16 protein-coding genes are annotated in these 17,073 nt (G+C 69.0%); 12 read left to right on the top strand and 4 right to left on the bottom strand.

The genetic code is table 11. The features are described 5' to 3' along the window. The first annotated feature begins 5 nt into the window (after nucleotides 1-5). Genes LFM09_RS38430 through LFM09_RS38465 form a run of 8 tightly spaced genes read left to right on the top strand, consistent with a single transcriptional unit; the run spans nucleotide 6 to nucleotide 10,157 of the window. Entirely contained in the window at nucleotides 6-1,532 is a 1,527-nt protein-coding gene (locus LFM09_RS38430; RefSeq protein ID WP_414101542.1) for a UDP-N-acetylmuramoyl-L-alanyl-D-glutamate--2,6-diaminopimelate ligase, read from the top strand. Beyond that, complete coding sequence (locus LFM09_RS38435; RefSeq protein ID WP_414101543.1) at nucleotides 1,529-2,989, top strand: UDP-N-acetylmuramoyl-tripeptide--D-alanyl-D-alanine ligase; 1,461 nt, start codon at nucleotides 1,529-1,531, stop codon at nucleotides 2,987-2,989. Before LFM09_RS38430 ends, LFM09_RS38435 begins: the two co-directional genes overlap by 4 nt. Further along, nucleotides 2,986-4,071 (top strand): phospho-N-acetylmuramoyl-pentapeptide-transferase, encoded by a 1,086-nt coding sequence (mraY, locus tag LFM09_RS38440; RefSeq protein WP_414101544.1) that lies wholly within the window; start codon nucleotides 2,986-2,988, stop codon nucleotides 4,069-4,071. The genes LFM09_RS38435 and mraY overlap by 4 nt, the downstream gene beginning before the upstream one ends. Nucleotides 4,072-4,074: 3 nt before the next feature. Next, nucleotides 4,075-5,442, top strand: coding sequence for a UDP-N-acetylmuramoyl-L-alanine--D-glutamate ligase (murD, locus tag LFM09_RS38445; protein ID WP_414101545.1), 1,368 nt, complete (start codon nucleotides 4,075-4,077; stop codon nucleotides 5,440-5,442). Next, on the top strand, nucleotides 5,439-6,908 hold the full coding sequence (gene ftsW, locus LFM09_RS38450; protein ID WP_414101546.1) for a putative lipid II flippase FtsW: 1,470 nt from the start codon (nucleotides 5,439-5,441) through the stop codon (nucleotides 6,906-6,908). The genes murD and ftsW overlap by 4 nt, the downstream gene beginning before the upstream one ends. A gap of 32 nt (nucleotides 6,909-6,940) precedes the next feature. After that, nucleotides 6,941-8,044 carry an undecaprenyldiphospho-muramoylpentapeptide beta-N-acetylglucosaminyltransferase gene (murG, locus tag LFM09_RS38455; protein ID WP_414101547.1) on the top strand — a complete coding sequence of 368 codons (1,104 nt, stop codon included), beginning with the start codon at nucleotides 6,941-6,943 and terminating at the stop codon, nucleotides 8,042-8,044. Next, the gene (murC, locus tag LFM09_RS38460; RefSeq protein WP_414101548.1) at nucleotides 8,041-9,408 is read left to right on the top strand and encodes a UDP-N-acetylmuramate--L-alanine ligase; all 1,368 of its coding nucleotides are present in this window, start codon (nucleotides 8,041-8,043) and stop codon (nucleotides 9,406-9,408) included. Before murG ends, murC begins: the two co-directional genes overlap by 4 nt. After that, nucleotides 9,405-10,157 carry a cell division protein FtsQ/DivIB gene (locus tag LFM09_RS38465; protein ID WP_414101549.1) on the top strand — a complete coding sequence of 251 codons (753 nt, stop codon included), beginning with the start codon at nucleotides 9,405-9,407 and terminating at the stop codon, nucleotides 10,155-10,157. Before murC ends, LFM09_RS38465 begins: the two co-directional genes overlap by 4 nt. A 42-nt stretch (nucleotides 10,158-10,199) precedes the next feature. Here the strand turns inward: LFM09_RS38465 and LFM09_RS38470 are convergent, their stop codons facing one another. Genes LFM09_RS38470 through LFM09_RS38480 form a run of 3 tightly spaced genes read right to left on the bottom strand, consistent with a single transcriptional unit; the run spans nucleotide 10,200 to nucleotide 10,777 of the window. Next, a complete protein-coding gene (locus LFM09_RS38470; protein WP_414101550.1) occupies nucleotides 10,200-10,439 on the bottom strand; it encodes a hypothetical protein in 240 nt (79 codons plus the stop codon). A 22-nt stretch (nucleotides 10,440-10,461) separates the two neighbouring features. Beyond that, on the bottom strand, nucleotides 10,462-10,641 hold the full coding sequence (locus LFM09_RS38475) for a hypothetical protein (protein ID WP_414101551.1): 180 nt from the start codon (nucleotides 10,639-10,641) through the stop codon (nucleotides 10,462-10,464). Between the two features lie 13 nt (nucleotides 10,642-10,654). After that, the gene (locus LFM09_RS38480) at nucleotides 10,655-10,777 is read right to left on the bottom strand and encodes a hypothetical protein (RefSeq protein WP_414101552.1); all 123 of its coding nucleotides are present in this window, start codon (nucleotides 10,775-10,777) and stop codon (nucleotides 10,655-10,657) included. A gap of 94 nt (nucleotides 10,778-10,871) precedes the next feature. Between LFM09_RS38480 and crtI the strand changes: the two genes are divergently transcribed. After that, complete coding sequence (gene crtI, locus LFM09_RS38485) at nucleotides 10,872-12,284, top strand: phytoene desaturase family protein (RefSeq protein ID WP_414101553.1); 1,413 nt, start codon at nucleotides 10,872-10,874, stop codon at nucleotides 12,282-12,284. Between the two features lie 44 nt (nucleotides 12,285-12,328). Here crtI and LFM09_RS38490 read toward each other — a convergent pair whose 3' ends face one another. Continuing rightward, entirely contained in the window at nucleotides 12,329-13,213 is an 885-nt protein-coding gene (locus LFM09_RS38490; protein WP_414101554.1) for an RICIN domain-containing protein, read from the bottom strand. Between the two features lie 331 nt (nucleotides 13,214-13,544). Between LFM09_RS38490 and ftsZ the strand changes: the two genes are divergently transcribed. From ftsZ to LFM09_RS38505, 3 genes are all read left to right on the top strand, one after another. Further along, complete coding sequence (gene ftsZ, locus LFM09_RS38495; RefSeq protein ID WP_414101555.1) at nucleotides 13,545-14,858, top strand: cell division protein FtsZ; 1,314 nt, start codon at nucleotides 13,545-13,547, stop codon at nucleotides 14,856-14,858. 756 nt (nucleotides 14,859-15,614) lie between these two features. Then, entirely contained in the window at nucleotides 15,615-16,319 is a 705-nt protein-coding gene (pgeF, locus tag LFM09_RS38500) for a peptidoglycan editing factor PgeF (protein WP_414101556.1), read from the top strand. Beyond that, the gene (locus LFM09_RS38505) at nucleotides 16,316-17,014 is read left to right on the top strand and encodes a YggS family pyridoxal phosphate-dependent enzyme (protein WP_414101557.1); all 699 of its coding nucleotides are present in this window, start codon (nucleotides 16,316-16,318) and stop codon (nucleotides 17,012-17,014) included. The genes pgeF and LFM09_RS38505 overlap by 4 nt, the downstream gene beginning before the upstream one ends. Nucleotides 17,015-17,073: the final 59 nt, after the last annotated feature.

Here is a 17,073-nt window from a genome sequence, read left to right on the forward strand (position 1 = left end):
TGCCCGTGCCTGCCAAGCTCGAGGGCAAGGTCGCGACCGCCCCGCCCCGCCCCACCAGCATCCGACCCGTGTCCGTGGCCGCTCTGGCCGCGGACGCCGACGTGCACCTGACCAGGCCAGCACATGCCGACGTCCAGGTGACGGGCGTGACTCTGCGTGCCCAGCACGTGGTGCCCGGAGACCTCTACGCCGCGCTGCCAGGCGCCCGTGTGCACGGTGCCGACTTCGCCGAGACGGCGATCGCGAACGGTGCCGTCGCTGTGCTGACCGACGAGGCCGGTGCCGCGCGCGACGCGCTCAAGGACGTGCCCGTGCTGATCCACCCGCGGCCGCGCGAGGTCGTGGGTCTGCTCGCCGCGCACGTCTACGGCCGGCCGTCGACCAAGGTGAAGCTCTGGGGTGTCACCGGCACGTCCGGCAAGACGACCACCACGTACATGATCGAGTCCGCGCTCAAGGCCGCCGGGAAGAAGACGGGCCTCATCGGCACCGTCGGCACCCGCATCGGCGACGAGCAGCTCGACAGCTCGCACACCACACCCGAGGCGCCGGACCTGCAGGCGCTGTTCGCGGTCATGGCCGAGCGCGGCATCACCGACGTGGCGATGGAGGTGTCGAGCCACGCGCTGGAGCTCGGCCGCGTCGCCGCCACCGAGTTCGAGATCGGCGCGTTCACGAACCTCAGCCAGGACCACCTCGACTTCCACGCCTCCATGGAGGAGTACTTCGAGGTCAAGGCTCAGCTGTTCGACGGCCGCAGCCGCAAGGAGATCGTCTGCGTCGACGGCGAGTGGGGTCCGCGGCTCGTGAAGCCGGAGACCATCACCGTCGCCACCACCAAGCCCGCCACCTGGACCGCGAGCAACGTCGAGGTGAGCCCGACCGGTGAGCAGACGTTCACCGCGCACGGCCCCGGCGGCGACATCGAGATCCACCTCCAGCTCGCCGGCAGCTTCAACATCGCGAACGCCCTGCTCGCGATCGCCTGCCTGCACGCGGAGGGCATCGCCCCGGAAGCGATCCGGGAAGGCCTCGACACCGTCCAGGTCCCCGGCCGCATGCAGCGCGTCGACGAGGGCCAGGCGTTCACCGCGGTCGTCGACTACTCGCACAAACCCGCCGCCGTCGCGCTCGCGCTGGACGCGGTGCGGGCGAAGACGGACGGCCAGGTGATCATCGTGCTGGGCTGCGGCGGTGACCGGGACCGGGCCAAGCGGCCGCTGATGGGGGAGGCCGCGGCGCAACGAGCCGACGTGTTGATCATCACCGATGACAACCCGAGGAGCGAAGAAGCGTCTTCTATTCGGGCCGCCATGCTCGAAGGGGCCCTCGCCACCGAGAACCGGGGCGAGGTGCTCGAGATCGGCGACCGGAGGCTCGCGATCGAAAAGGCCGTTGAGCTGGCAAATCCGGGCGATGTCGTCGTCGTGGCAGGCAAGGGACACGAGACGGGACAAGAGATCGCCGGCGTGATCCACCCGTTCTCGGACGTCGAGACGCTGACCGCCGCGATCAGAAAGGCGCACCGTTGATCGCACTCACGCTCGCCGAGATCGCAGAGATCGTCGGCGGACGGTTGCACGCAACCGATGGCAGCCAGACGGTGACGGGCTCGATCGAGTTCGACAGCCGCAAGATCACCGAAGGTGGCCTCTACCTGGCGCTGCCCGGTGAACGCGTGGACGGCCACGACTTCGCCGCGCAGGCCGTGGCGTCGGGCGCCGTCGGCGTGCTGGCGGGCCGTGAGGTCGACGCCCCCGCGGTGATCGCGCCGCCGGTGGAGACCAAGCACGCCAACGCCTACGTGCTCGCGGGCGACAAGACCGGTGAGGGCGCCGCGGTGCTGGCCGCGCTGGCCAAGCTCGCCCGGCACGTCACGGACCGGCTGAAGGACCTGACGATCATCGGGATCACCGGGTCGGCCGGCAAGACGTCCACGAAGGACCTCATCGCGCAGGTGCTCCAGCCCGCGGGCGAGACCATCGCGCCGCCCGGCTCGTTCAACAACGAGCTCGGCCACCCCTGGACCGCGCTCCGCTCGACCGAGGACACCAGGTTCCTGGTGCTGGAGTTGTCCGCGCGCGGCATCGGCCACATCGCGAGCCTCGCCGAGATCGCGCCGCCCAAGATCGGCGCCGTGCTGAACGTCGGCACCGCGCACGTCGGCGAGTTCGGCTCCCGTGAGGGCATCGCCAAGGGCAAGGGCGAGCTGGTCGAGGCACTGCCGGAGGACGGCATCGCGATCCTCAACGCCGACGACCCGCTGGTCGCGGGCATGGCGAGTCGCACGAAGGCCAAGGTCGTCATGGTCGGCGAGAACCCCCAGGCCGACGTCCGCGCCGTGGACATCGAGCTGGACGACCAGGCCCGCGCGAGCTTCACGCTGAAGACAGCGCAGGGTGACGCACGGGTCAAGCTCGCCCTGAACGGCCCGCACCAGGTGGGCAACGCGCTGGTCGCCGCCGCGATCGCACTGGAGCTGGGCGCCACGCCCGCCGAGGTCGCCGAACGGCTCGGCAGCGCACAACGGGTTTCCGCGCACCGCATGGTGATCGCCGACCGGGAAGATGGCGTGACCGTCATCGACGACGCGTACAACGCGAACCCGGACTCGGTGCGGGCGGCGTTGAAGGCGCTCGCGACGATCTCGCGCGCCACCACGCCCGCCCGCCGCAGCTGGGCCGTGCTCGGCCCGATGGCAGAGCTGGGCGACGACGCGGTTCGTGAGCACGACGAGATCGGCCGTCTCGCGGTGCGCCTTGATATCAGCAAGCTGGTCGTGATCGGTGATGCGGCCCGCGCGATGCACCAGGGTGCGCACCTGGAAGGATCTTGGGGAGAGGAATCCGTCCTGGTGCCGGACGCGGACGCGGCGATCGCGTTGCTGCGCGCGGAAATCCGGCCCGGTGACGTCGTGCTGGTCAAGGCATCCAACGCCTACCGCCTGTGGCGCATCGCCGAGGCCCTGCTGGAGGCAGGAACCAAGTGAAGAGCATCCTGATCGCGGCAGCGATCGCACTCGCGGTGTCGATCCTGCTGACGCCCTACCTGATCAAGATCTTCTCCCGTCAGGGCTTCGGCCAGGAGATCCGCGAGGACGGACCGCAGCATCACAAGACCAAGCGCGGCACCCCGACCATGGGTGGCCTCGCCATCCTGGTCGCGATGTGGGCCGGCTATCTCGGCACGCACCTGGTCAACTCGATGTCGGCGTCGGCGTCGGGCCAGACCCCGACGGCGTCCGGCCTGCTCGTGCTGATGCTGACGACGTCGCTGGGCGTCGTCGGCTTCCTGGACGACTTCATCAAGATCCGCAAGGCCCGCAACCTGGGCCTGAACAAGACGGCGAAGCTGGTCGGCCAGTTCATCGCGACGATCACGTTCGCGATCCTGGTGCTGCAGTTCCCGAACAAGGACGGCCTGACGCCCGCGTCGGTCAACCTGTCGTTCGTCCGCGACATCAGCGTGGTCTCGTTCGGCGTGGTCGGGTTCATCGTCTTCTGCTACGGCATGGTCGCCGCGTGGTCGAACGCGGTGAACCTGACCGACGGCCTCGACGGCCTCGCCGGTGGCACGTCGGCGATGGTGTTCGGCACGTACGTGGTGATCTCGTTCTGGCAGTTCCGCTACAACTGCTCCAGCTACGCCGTGGCCGGGTGCTACGACGTGCGCGACCCGCTGGACCTGGCGGTGATCGCGGCCGCCGCGATGGCGGGCTGCATCGGCTTCCTGTGGTGGAACGCGGCGCCGGCCAAGATCTTCATGGGTGACACCGGTTCGCTGGCGCTCGGCGGTCTGGTCGCGGGTCTCGCGATCGCGACCCGCACCGAGCTGCTGATGATCGTCATCGGTGGTCTGTTCGTGGTCGAGGCGCTGTCGGTCGCGCTGCAGGTCGCGGTCTTCCGCAGCTCACGACGGCGGCTGTTCCGCATGGCACCGTTCCACCACCACTTCGAACTCGCCGGGTGGGCGGAAACCACGGTCATCATCCGGTTCTGGTTGATGGCCGGCATCTGCTGCATGTTCGGTCTGGGCGTGTTCTACAGCGAGTGGCTGACAGGCGGGTTTTAAGACATGACGAAGCTGGCCGGTTCACGGGTACTGGTCGCCGGTGCTGGTGTGACCGGCCGGTCCGCCGCCGAGGCGTTGCTCGCGGCGGGCGCGGAGGTCGTGGTGACGGACTCGTCACCGGAAAGACTGATGGCCCTGGAAACGTTGCTGGAGGGCGTCGAGCTGGTAGCCGGCTTGACGGAACCGCCCGCTGGCACGTCACTGGTCGTCACAAGCCCTGGCTGGCAGCCGTCGAGCCCATTGCTCGCGGCTGCCGCCTCGGCGGGCATCGAGGTGATCGGCGAGGTCGAGCTCGCCTGGCGGATGGCGGCCGAGCTGGCCGACCCGCCGGTGTGGCTGGCGGTCACCGGGACGAACGGCAAGACCACGACCGTCGGCATGCTGGAGTCGATCCTGCACGCGGCCGGAGCGGACGCGGTGGCGTGCGGCAACGTCGGGCTTCCCGTCGTGGACGCGCTGCTGGCCGGGCGCAGGGTGCTCGCCGTGGAGCTGTCGAGCTTCCAGCTGCACTGGGCGCCGTCGGTGCGGCCGCAGGCGGGCGCGCTGCTGAACCTCGCGGAAGATCACCTCGACTGGCACGGCGGCATGGAGCAGTACGCACAGGCCAAGGCCCAGATCCTCACCGGTGACGTGGCCATCGGCTGGCTCGACGACGACCTCGTCGTCAGCCTGCTGGAGGACTCACCGGCTCGCGATCGCGTCGGGTTCACGCTGGAGGAGCCCTCGGAGGGTCAGCTCGGCGTGCGCGACGGCTGGCTGGTCGACCGGGCGTTCGCCGACGACGAGCCGTTGATCGAGGTCGCGAAGATCCGCCCGGCCGGTCCTCCCGGTATCGCGGACGCACTTGCCGCCACGGCCCTGGCGCGCGCGTACGGCGTGCCGTCGGAGGCTGTGCGCGAGGGCTTGGAAGCGTTCGAACCGGCTGCTCACCGCGCTGTGCTCGTGGCCGTCGACGGTGCTGATATCCAATACATCAATGACTCCAAGGCGACGAACCCGCACGCTGCGGTGGCGTCGTTGCGCGCGTTCGACAGCGTCGTGTGGATCGCCGGTGGGCTGTTGAAGGGCGCGTCGGTCGAGGAGATGGTCCGGTCGGAGGCACACCGGCTGCGCGGTGCGGTGCTGATCGGGCAGGATCGCCAGGTCATCGCGGACGCGCTGGCGCGACACGCGCCGGATGTCCCCGTTCGTGTGCTTGACACAGGGGACGATGACCCCATGACCACCGCCGTACGTGCTGCTCAGGAACTGGCGAGGCCGGGTGACACCGTGCTGCTCGCACCCGCGGCGGCGTCGATGGACATGTTCACCGACTACGCCCATCGCGGGCAGGCCTTCGAGGCCGCGGTGCGGGAGCTCATCGGCCGATGACTGCCGTCGCGGAGAAGGCGAGGCCGAAGCGCAAGGTGCGTCCCGCGGGCCGCGTCGGATCGTTGCGCAGCGGTCTGACGGCGTGGCTGGGCCGGCCGCTCGCCGATTTCCACCTCCTGCTCGCGATCTTCGGCATGCTCACCGTGCTCGGCCTGGTGATGGTGCTGTCGGCGTCGGCGCCGGGACAGGTCGCCTCCGGTGTGTCCGCGTACAGCGTGTTCCAGAAGCAGCTGATCTACGTCTGCATCGGCGCGGTGCTGTTCTGGGTCGTGCTGCGGTTCCCGTTGCGGCGGCTGCGTCATCTCTCGACGGCCGCGATGGGCATCGGCGTGCTGTTGCTCGTGCTGGTGCTGACACCGCTGGGTGACGTTCGCGGTGGCGCCCGGTCGTGGTTCACCGTCGGGCCGATCTCGTTCCAGCCGATCGAGGCGGTCAAGCTCGCGCTGGCGTTGTGGGGCGCGCACGTCCTGGTGACCAAGAGGGCGTTGTTGTCGCAGTACCGGCACCTGCTGGTGCCCGTCGTGCCGGTCGCGATGCTGGTGTTCGCGCTGGTCATGCTGCAGCCCGACCTCGGTGGCACGATCACGCTCGGCGTCGTGCTGATCAGCCTGCTGTGGTTCGTGGGCGCGCCGATGCGGTTGTTCGGCGTGATCGCTGGCGGCGCGGTGGCGGGTGCCGTCGTGCTCGCGGTCGGTGCCGCGTACCGGCTGCAGCGCGTGACGACGTTCCTCAACCCCGACGCGGATCCGCTGGGTGCGGGTCTGCAGGCTCGGCAGGCGATGTTCGCGCTGGCCGAGGGCGGACTGTTCGGCAAGGGGCTGGCGCAGGGCAGCTCGCAGTGGCGGTACCTGCCCAACGTCGAGTCGGACTTCATCTTCGCCGTGATCGGCGAGGAGCTCGGGTTCGTCGGGTGTGGGCTGGTGCTGGCGCTGTTCGGCGGCCTCGCGTGGGTCGGCCTGCGGGTGGCCTCGCGCAACACCGACCCGTGGATCCGCATCGTGGCCGCCACGCTGACGGTGTGGCTGGTCGCGCAGGCCGCGATCAACATCGGCTACGTCGTGCGGCTGCTGCCCGTCACGGGCCTCACGCTGCCGTTGATCTCTTCCGGCGGCACCTCGGTCGTCACGACCATGGTGGTGTTCGGCATCCTCGCGAACTGCGCCCGGCACGAGCCCGAAGCCGTGCAGGCGCTGCGTTCGCTCGGTCCCGGCCGGGTCGGCGGGCTGCTCAAGCTGCCCGCGCCCGAGGCGTACCGGCCGCCGCCCAAGCGCAAGCCCGTGCGGCCCTCGACGCCGCCGCGCGCACCAGGGCGGAACCGCACACAGCAACTTCCAGTGGTGGATGAACGTCGTATGGCAGGGCGGTCCGCTCCGCCCTCGGAGTACCGTCGCCGCGAAACGCGGCGGGTCAACCAAGGACGTTCCGAGCAGGGCCGTTCGACCCGCGGTCGCGGGCGATACAACTGATATTGCAGCCAACCTAGTAATCGGGAGAAGTCTTGACCGGGCACCCTGCCCCCAGTGGTCCGTGCGTCGTGGTCGCAGGTGGTGGCACCGCCGGCCACATCGAGCCGGCACTGGCGCTGGCCGACGCGGTCATGCGGCTGCGACCTGACGCACGAGTCGTCGCGCTCGGCACCGCGCGCGGCCTCGAGACCAAGATCGTGCCGGCCCGCGGCTACCCGCTGGAGCTGATCCCGCCGGTGCCGATGCCGCGCAAGCCCACTCTCGACCTGCTGAAGCTGCCGCTGAACGTGCGCGGTGCGGTGAAGCAGACCCGTGAGGTCCTGGAGCGCGTCGGAGCGGACGTCGTCGTCGGGTTCGGCGGCTACGTGGCACTGCCCGCGTACCTGGCCGCGCGTGGACGCATCCCGATCGTGGTGCACGAGGCGAACGCCAAGGCGGGCCTCGCGAACAAGGTCGGCGCCAAGTTCGCCGCGCACGTCGCGGCCGCCGTGCCGGACTCGGGGCTGGCCGACGCGGAGATCATCGGCATCCCGCTGCGCCAGTCGATCACGTCGCTGGACCGCGCGGCGCTGCGTGACGAGGCCCGCCGGTTCTTTGGCCTCGACCCGCACGCGCCGACGCTGCTGGTGTTCGGCGGCTCGCAGGGCGCCCGTTCGATCAACGAGGCCGTCGCGCCCGTCGCCGCCGAGTTCGCCCGCGCGGGCGTCGGTGTGCTGCACGCGTACGGTCCGAAGAACTCCGTTGCCGTGCAACAGGTTCCGGGCGCGCCGGCGTACGTGCCGGTGCCGTACCTGGAGCGCATGGACCTGGCGTACGCCGCCGCGGACGCCGTGCTGTGCCGTTCGGGCGCGATGACCGTCGCCGAGGTGTCGGCCGTCGGCCTGCCCGCGGTGTTCGTGCCGCTGCCCATCGGCAACGGTGAGCAGGCCCTGAACGCCGGTCCGGTCGTGTCCGCCGGTGGTGGCCTGCTGGTGCCGGACGACGAGCTCACGCCGGAGAAGGTCGCTTCTCTTGTTGTACCGCTGGTCGCGGACCGCGCCCGGCTTGCCGCGATGTCCGCCGCGACGCTGGGCACCGGCCGTCGTGAGGCGGACGAGGTCCTGGCCCGCAGGGTGCTGGAGGTGATCAAGAAGTGAGCCTCGAGCGCGTTCACCTCGTCGGGATCGGTGGTGCCGGCATGAGCGGCATCGCCCGGATCCTGCTGGCCCGCGGTGCGCAGGTGTCCGGTTCGGACGCCAAGGACTCGCGGACCGTGCTGGCGCTGCGGGCCCAGGGCGCGCGGATCGCCGTCGGCCACGACGCTTCGAACCTGGACCAGCTCGTCGGCGGGCCGACCGAGGTCGTGGTGTCGACCGCGATCAAGGAGTCGAACCCGGAGTACGCGGCGGCTCGCGAGCGCGGCATCACGGTGCTGCGTCGTGCCGAAGCGTTGGCCGCTCTCATGGAAGACCACCGGGTTGTGTGTGTTGCCGGCACGCACGGCAAGACGTCGACCACGTCGATGCTGACCGTTGCGCTGCAGCACTGCCGGTTGGACCCGTCGTTCGCGATCGGTGGCGACCTGAACGAGTCCGGCGCCAACGCCCACCAGGGCACCGGCGGCGTGTTCGTGGCCGAGGCCGACGAGTCAGACGGCTCGTTCCTGTTCTTCTCGCCGTCGGTCGCCGTCGTGACGAACGTCGAGGCCGACCACCTGGACCACCACGGCACCGTTGAGGCCTACACGGCGGTGTTCGACTCGTTCCTGGAGCGGATCGTTCCGGGCGGCGTGCTGGTGTCCTGTGTGGACGATCCGGGTGCGGCGCGGTTGATCGCCGAGGCTCGTGCGCGCGGGATTCGCGTGCGCGAGTACGGGCGTGGTGCCGCTGACGCGCGGATCGTCGACTACAAGCCGTTCGAGTCCGGTGGTTTGGCGTCGGTCGAGATCGACGGTGTCGCGGTCGAGGTTCAGGTCGCGGTGCCGGGCGAGCACATGGCGTTGAACGCCATCGCTGCTTTGCTGGCCGGCTTGGAGCTGGGTGCCGACCAGGCCGGGCTGCTGGAAGGGCTCGCTGCCTTCGGTGGCGTGCGGCGGCGGTTCGAGTTCAAGGGCCGTGCCGGTGGCGTGTCGGTGTACGACGACTACGCGCACCATCCGACCGAGGTCGACGCACAGCTGCGTGCGGCGCGTCCGGTCGCAGGTGCGGGCCGTGTTGTTGTGGTGTTCCAACCGCATCTGTACTCGCGCACCCGCACGTTCTCCGTCGAGTTCGCCGCCGCTCTGTCGCTGGCCGATGAAGTGATCGTGCTCGACGTGTACGGCGCCCGCGAGGAGCCCGAGCCGGGTGTCTCCGGTGCGCTGATCGCCGACCAGGTCACCGCTTCCGTGCACTACGAGCCGTCGTTCGACCGCGTGCCCGCTCTCGTGGCGTCGCTGGTCCGCGAGGGCGACCTCGTGGTGACCATGGGCGCGGGCGACGTGACGATGCTCGGCCCCGAGATCGTCAGCGCACTGTCATGAGTGCCCCGGTTCGCGGCAGGTCCACGCGAGTACGTCCCGCTTCGAACCGGCGGCCGAAGAGCGCCGAGTACCGGGCGCGGCGCAGGGTCATCATGCGCCGCCGCCTGGTAGCGGTGCTCACACTTCTGTCCGTGGTCGGCCTGACGTACAGCGTGTTCTTCACGCCGTTGCTGGGCGTCCGCAACGTAGACGTGCACGGCGCAGTGGTCCTCACCGACGACGAGGTCCGCACCGCCGCCGCAATCGCACCAGGCTCCCCGCTGGTGCGCCTGGACCTCCGCGGCATCCGCGAACGCGTGGCCGCCGTGCCACGCGTCGCCACCATCGAGGTCGAACGCCAACTACCCGGCACCGTCCGCCTGCTGATCACCGAACGAGTCCCGGTCGGCTCGGTGAAACTGCCCGACGGCTACCACCTGATCGACTCGACCGGCAAGGACTACGCAACCCTGCCGACCGCCGCACCGGGCGTCCCCGAACTGGTGCTGGCCGCTCCGTCGTCCGCGGACCCGGCCACTCGCGCCGTGGTCGGGGTCGTGAACGAGCTGCCGGAAAAGCTGCGGCCCGAGGTCCTGCAGGTCTCCGCCACGTCCGGCGCCGACGTGAAGCTGACGCTGACCGGTGACCGCGTGGTGAAGTGGGGCAGCTCCGACGACACACCACGCAAGGGCGCCGTGCTCGTCGTGCTGCTCTCGCGGCACGGCAAGACTTACGACGTGTCCTCTCCGGACCTGGCCACGGTTTCCTGACCTCTCGGCGCGTCGGCATCCCTGGTGCCGGCGCGCTTCGGGTCAGCCCAGCGTGAGGTGGAAGCCCTCTGCCACCGCCTCTTCCTGCGTCTTCGAGAGCACGCCACAGAGCGACTCACCTGCCGGAATGTCCCGCACCGTGAAGGTGATGACGCAACTCCCGTTGGCCGTGTTCAGCGAGGACACACCGAGGACCTTGTTGTCCTGGTCGACGATCTCGACCTGCGCGCCGTCGCGGATGTCGCAGAAGCCGCCTGACCCGCGGCTGCTGTTCATCGTCATGCTGCCACTGACGGTGAACGGGTCAGTGCCCCAGGCGGTCGCGCACGCGGTCGTTCCTGGGGTTGTTCTGGTGGAAGAGGCTCCACGATTGTCCTTTGGCTTGATTGCTGCCGGTCAGCGCTACGGACGCGGTGTCGGCGGCCGCGATGGAGTGGGGTACCGGCGGCGCCGGAACGGGGACCGGGGAGTCGGCTGCGAGCACATGGGGAGCTCCCTCAGCCGTTCGGCTTGAGTGCCGTCGCCATCCGCACGAACAGGTTGCCCAACCTGCTCGTCACGAGTTCCAACACGATCGCCTCGATGACGAGCGAACGCACGGACGCGGGTGCGGGTGCCAAGACGGGCCTCCTCGAAGTGAACGACTACCGTGCTCATCGGACTGATCCGCGCGGCATTAGCCGGATTGATCGTTGTCACCCGAAGGAAGTACGCATGGCAGGCCACGTCGTGGTGGTGGGCGCTGGGCTCGCCGGCCTTTCGGCCGCGTTGCACCTGCAAGGCAGCGGGCGGCGGGTCACCGTGCTCGAAAAGGCTGATGTCCCAGGCGGCCGGGCTGGGACGGTTCGGGTCGGCGGGTTCGTCGCGGACAGCGGGCCGACGGTGCTGACGATGCCGGAGTACCTGGAGGAAGCGCTCTCAGCTGTGGGGGAGCGGCTTGCGGACTGGCTGACGCTGGACCGGGTTGATCCGGCCTATCACGCGAGGTTCGCGGACGGGTCGCGGATCGCCGTGCACACCGATGCCGAGGCCATGGAGGCCGAGGTTCGGAACGCTTGCGGGGCAAGAGAAGCGGCCGGGTACCGGGAGCTGCGGCGGTGGCTGGGTGAGCTGTACGCGGTGCAGCGGGAGCACTTCATCGGGGCGAACTTCGACTCGCCGTTCGACCTCGTCCGGCCGGAGCTCGCGCGGCTTGCCGGGCTGGGTGGGTTCGGGCGGTTGGAGCCGCAGCTGCGGAGGTTTCTGAACGACGAGCGGTTGATCAGGCTGTTCTCGTTTCAGGCGTTGTACGCGGGGGTGCCGCCGCAGCAGGCCCTCGCGGCGTATGCGGTCATCGCGTACATGGACACCATTGCGGGCGTGTACTACCCGCGCGGTGGGATGCATGCGGTGCCGCACGCACTGAGCAAGGCGGCGGAGAAGCACGGCGCGGAGTTCCGTTACGGCGCAACGGTCACGCGGCTGGAGTGGAGTGGCGCACGCGTTAAGGCGGTGCATACGGCAGACGAGCGCATCGAGTGTGATGCGGTGGTGCTGGCGTGTGAGTTGCCGGATGCGTACGGGCTGCTGGGCAAGAGGCCGCGGCGGCTGCTCAAGCACCGGTGGTCGCCGTCCGCGGTGGTGTTGCACGCCGCGACGGACCGCACGTGGGACCTCGGGCACCACAACATCCTGTTCGGGGACGCGTGGCGGAGCACGTTCGACGAGATCGTCCACAAGGGACGGTTGATGGCCGATCCGTCGCTGCTCGTGACGCACGCGCAGGACGGGCTGCATTTCGTGTTGGCGCCGTGCCCGAACCTCACGACCGGGCCGATCGACTGGCGGCGCGTCGGACCGAGGTACCGCGACGAGCTGGTTCGCACGCTCGAGAAGCGCGGGCTCGACGGGTTCGGTGCGGCGATCGAGGCCGAGGAACTGGTCACGCCGCTGGACTGGGGCAACGCGGCGGGCACGCCGTTCGGGCTCGCGCACACGTTCGCGCAGACCGGGCCCTTCCGGCCGCGCAACGTCGTCAAGGGTGCGGAGAACGTGGCGTTGGCCGGTGCGGGGACGACTCCGGGTGTCGGGGTGCCGCCGGTGCTCATCTCCGGGCGGCTGGCGGCTCAGCGGATCACCGCGGGGTGACCGGGCGGTCTCGGCGCGAGGAGACCGCCCGGCGCTCCGGTCGTCTAGGCGGCGGTCACGTACCAGGTCTGCCAGCCGATGGCGTTCCCGTACCTCTGCATCGCAGCCATGGTGTCGCCGCCCGGCGTGAGGTGACGTTCGCCGGACTGGATCCGGAAGTTGCCGACGGCGGTGCGGTTTACTGACCACCGCTGGCCGGCCTTGGCGGCATCGCAGTCGTTCAGCGCGTGAACCAGGGCCTCTTCGCCGTCCTCGGCCTCGACGCACTTGCCGGTCACGACGCTTCGCAGCGCGGTGCCGCCGTCGCCGAGCTCGATCCGCTGGAACTTCTGGGCGGGCGCGTCGGCGCAGGGCATCGGCTTGAGGGCGGGCACGCCCTCGACGCCGAGACAGCCGAAGTCGTAGCCGACGACCTCCATCCGCACGACCTGGCCCGCGGTGTCGGCAGGCGGCGGCGTCGTGGCGACCTGGCGCACCCGCCAGCGCTGGTGGTCGGTGTCCTTGAACCGGCTTCCCCACACGGAGGTGAACCCGTTGTGCTCGAAGTGCTTGTCGCCGTACTTGATCCGCACCGTGTCCGCGCCGTCGGGAATCAGCTCCCCGTGCTGGTACTCGTACAGGTCGTCGCAGTAGTCGTGCGTCAGGCTGACGCTGGTGTCCACACATCCGCTGTGCGTGAGGTTGCGCAGGACGAACTTGTCCCCGCCCACCGACATCTGCTCCCACCGCTGCTCAGGAGCTCCGGTGCAGTCGGCGAGCACGAGTCTCGGCTGCTCTGGTTTCGGCTCGAACTTGATCTGCACGCACTTGTCGTCCACGGCACTCGTGATCTCGATGACCGGATTGCCGTCCGCCGCACTCGCGGGTCCGACCGTCACTGCCCCCAGAGCGATCGCGGCCAGCGCGACGCTCAGCATCTTCATCCCCATCTACCGACGGTAGCGAGTGATCACCGGAAAAACGTGTGGAAGTGACGAAGGTATGGGCGAGACGATCTCTGATTCGAGGTCCGACTACGCTTGTGGTGCGCCGTGCTCTGCACCGTGTGCACTACTTGACGGCACGACCGGGGAGTAGTAGCGCACAGTGTTGGGACCCTACGGCGTGGCTGCTGGACCGACGCACCGCCGGTGCTTACCGTCCAGCAGGAACATATGGGGTTGACATAACTCTGAGCCTCGACGAGAGGTTGAGAGTTTCAATCCGGGTGCATCACCACCCAGCACCACAGCACGGACCACGATCAGGAAGGCGGATCCGATGACGCCCCCGCACAACTACCTCGCGGTGATCAAGGTCGTCGGCATCGGTGGTGGCGGCGTCAACGCCGTCAACCGCATGATCGAGGTCGGGCTCAAAGGCGTCGAGTTCATCGCGGTGAACACCGACGCACAGGCCTTGCTGATGTCTGATGCCGACGTCAAGCTCGACATCGGCCGGGAGCTGACGCGCGGCCTCGGTGCCGGCGCGAACCCAGAGGTCGGGCACAAGGCCGCCGAAGACCACCGAGAGGAGATCGAGGAGGTCCTCAAGGGGGCCGACATGGTCTTCGTGACCGCCGGCGAGGGCGGCGGCACGGGCACCGGCGGCGCGCCGGTGGTGGCCTCGATCGCCCGCAAGCTCGGCGCACTGACGATCGGTGTCGTGACGCGCCCGTTCTCCTTCGAGGGCAAGCGCCGCGCCAAGCAGGCCGAGGACGGCATCCAGGCGCTGCGCAACGAGTGCGACACGCTGATCGTCATCCCCAACGACCGACTGCTCCAGCTGGGTGACATCGGTGTCAGCCTGATGGACGCGTTCCGCTCGGCGGACGAGGTCCTGCTGTCCGGTGTTCAGGGCATCACGGACCTCATCACGACCCCCGGTCTGATCAACCTGGACTTCGCCGACGTCAAGTCGGTCATGTCCGGCGCCGGCTCGGCGTTGATGGGCATCGGTTCGGCGCGCGGCGAGGGCCGCGCGGTGCAGGCCGCTCAGAAGGCGATCAACTCGCCGCTGCTGGAGGCCTCGATGGAGGGCGCCCACGGGGTGCTGCTGTCGATCGCCGGTGGCTCTGACCTGGGGCTTTTCGAGATCAACGAGTCTGCTTCGTTGGTCCAGGAGGCCGCGCACCCGGACGCGAACATCATCTTCGGTACGGTCATCGACGATTCTCTGGGCGACGAGGTCCGGGTCACGGTGATCGCCGCGGGTTTTGATGGTGGTGGGCCTACGCACAAGAAGCTTGAGCCCACCGCTTTGTCCTCGCCGCCACGGACGGCTTCCGGGCCGATCGCTTCGGCTTCTGCGGCGCCTGCGCATGCTGCTCCACAGCCGGTTGCGCAGACGCCGCAGCCGGTGGTGCAGACGCCGGTTGCCCAGACTCCGCCGCCGGTTGCTCCGCAGCCTGCGCCGCCTGTTGCTCCGCCGCCGCCTACCACGGTGCCGCCGCAGCCTTCGCCGGTGCAGGGGAACGGGTATGTGCCTTCTGTTCCTCGGTCGTTGTCGCAGAACGGGTCGTTGCCTTCTCGGCCTGTGCCGGTCACTGATGATCCGGATGATGAGGTGGATGTGCCGCCGTTCATGCGGCGCTGAGATCTCGACGATCTTGTCGGACCCCCTGAGTAGCGTTTGGGCTCAGGGGGTCTTCGTTTTTGGGGGACGCCTGCGGGAGCGTGCGGTGGGCGGTTTGTGGGGCGCGTGGTGTGTAGCGTTCCCTGGCTTGTGGCGGCGGCCTCGGCTTGCTAGACGCGGGCTTGCGGGTGGTCGCCTTAAGGGGCGCGAGCCGGGTGGGTGGTGGCCGTGCGAGACGCGACCGGGCGGGTGGTCGCCGTGCGAGACGCGACCGGGCGGGTGGTCGCCGTGCGGGCGGCGGGCTCACCTTGCGATCCGCGGCCTTGCGGGATGGTCGCCTTGCGGGCGGCGACCTCACCTTGCGTGCTTCCCCTGGGGGCTCTGCCCCCAGACCCCCGGCAATCTGATCAGGGGGTCAGCGCCGTGGGCGGGTTGATGGCACGCCTGTTGCGTTGGGCGCCGCCGGTTGCGTAGTTGGGTTGCGTCCGAAGGTGGCTGTGTGGGCGGTGGGGGTCCCGTCCCGAGCCGCACGGGTTGGCAACAGCCTCCATGCGACTCGTGACGGGATCCCCACCGCCGGGACCGCACGGGAGAGACGGCTTGCCTGCGGCATCGCATAAGAGCATCGGGCTCACCCGGCGCGTAAGGGCGGTGGGCTGACCCGGCGTGGCGCGGCAGGGTTGCTCGGCTTCGGTGGCGCGTGAGGGCGGTGAGGGCTTGCCTTGCGGGGTGGCTTGCCTTCGGTGGTGCGGGAGAACTGCGAACTAGGGTGTACGCGTGCGCATTCGTCGTGTTGTCACCACTCGTGCTGGTGGCGTGTCCAAGGCCCCGTACGACTTCTTCAACCTCGGTGATCACGTCGGTGATGACGAGAAGGCGGTTGAGGCCAACCGTGCTCGGCTTGCTGAGGGGATTGGTCTTACGCCGGATCGGTTGGTGTGGATGGAGCAGGTGCACGGGCGGACTGTTGGGGTGGTTGACGGGCCGCAGGTCGAGCCGCTTGAGGCCACTGATGGTGTTGTGACGAAACAGGCTGGTCTTGGGCTTGTGGTGTTGACGGCGGACTGTGTGCCGGTGCTGCTCGGTGATGAGGAGGCCGGGGTTGTTGGGGCGGTCCACGCTGGGCGGGTCGGGGCGCGGGTCGGGGTTGTTGTCGAGACGTTGAAGGCGATGATGGCGCAGGGCGCCGAGCTGGAACGGATCGAAGTGTTGCTTGGGCCTGCGGTGTGCGGTGAGTGCTACGAGGTGCCCGCTGACATGCAGAAGGATGTTGAGAAGCACCTGCCTGGCAGTGCGTCGAAGTCGCGGAAGGGGACGCCTGCGCTGGATCTGCGAGCCGGGTTGTGGAACCAGCTCGGTAGTGCCGGGGTGGGGAAGATCGGGGTGGATCCCCGGTGCACGTTCGAGGAGCGGGATCTCTTCAGTCACCGCAGGCAGGCGCCTACTGGGCGGCTTGCGTCGGTGATTTGGATCGAGCCGTGAGCAGGCGGGAAGAGCTTGCGGCGAACCTTGCTGAGGTTGAGGAGCGGATCGCCAAAGCGTGTGAGGCGGCACACCGCGATCGTGCGGAAGTGATGTTGCTCGCGGTGACGAAAACCTGGCCCGCGAGCGATGTGGAGATCCTTTATGAACTCGGGCTTCGGAACTTCGCCGAAAACCGGGATCAAGAGGCGGGCGACAAGGTCGGCCAATTGAGACACCTCGTTGAGGCGCGGTGGCACATGGTCGGGCGATTGCAGCGGAACAAGGCCAAGTCGGTGGTCGAGTGGGCCGATCAGGTCGACTCGGTCGACAGCGTGCGATTGGCCGAGGCGTTGGCGAGAGCGGCGCGCGCGAAAGGCAAGAAGCTCGACGTGTTGTTGCAGGTCAGCATCGACGGGGACACGTCGCGCGGTGGGTGTGCCGTCCCGGATGTTGAGGAACTGGCTGGCGTGATCACTCGTTCGGGTGATCTTATTCTCCGGGGTGCGATGACCGTCGCCCCTTTGACGATGAAGCCATCGCAGGCGTTTGAAGCGTTGGCGTCAGTGGTATCAGGCCTACGTGATCATCATCCCACTGCCACCCGGGTGTCAGCGGGAATGAGCGGAGACCTGGAAGATGCCATCTCGCACGGATCGACCTGTGTGCGTGTCGGAACGGCGTTGCTCGGCAGTCGGCGACTAACCTCGCCATAGGTTGTCGGGAACCTCGGGGCCGTCCGCACCGTCCCTAAGGTGGGGAACTCGCGGAGGAG

It is taken from the genome of Lentzea alba (genome assembly GCF_047445655.1).
Classification (GTDB): domain Bacteria; phylum Actinomycetota; class Actinomycetes; order Mycobacteriales; family Pseudonocardiaceae; genus Lentzea; species Lentzea alba_A.

Bases quoted from the DNA above. Each gene is read 5' to 3' on its own strand.
- LFM09_RS38465 (WP_414101549.1), top strand. From the start codon at position 9,405: ATGAGTGCCCCGGTTCGCGGCAGGTCCACGCGAGTACGTCCCGCTTCG.
- crtI (WP_414101553.1), top strand. From the start codon at position 10,872: ATGGCAGGCCACGTCGTGGTGGTGGGCGCTGGGCTCGCCGGCCTTTCG.
- murD (WP_414101545.1), top strand. From the start codon at position 4,075: ATGACGAAGCTGGCCGGTTCACGGGTACTGGTCGCCGGTGCTGGTGTG.
- ftsW (WP_414101546.1), top strand. From the start codon at position 5,439: ATGACTGCCGTCGCGGAGAAGGCGAGGCCGAAGCGCAAGGTGCGTCCC.
- LFM09_RS38470 (WP_414101550.1), bottom strand. From the start codon at position 10,439: ATGACGATGAACAGCAGCCGCGGGTCAGGCGGCTTCTGCGACATCCGC.
- ftsZ (WP_414101555.1), top strand. From the start codon at position 13,545: ATGACGCCCCCGCACAACTACCTCGCGGTGATCAAGGTCGTCGGCATC.
- LFM09_RS38490 (WP_414101554.1), bottom strand. From the start codon at position 13,213: ATGGGGATGAAGATGCTGAGCGTCGCGCTGGCCGCGATCGCTCTGGGG.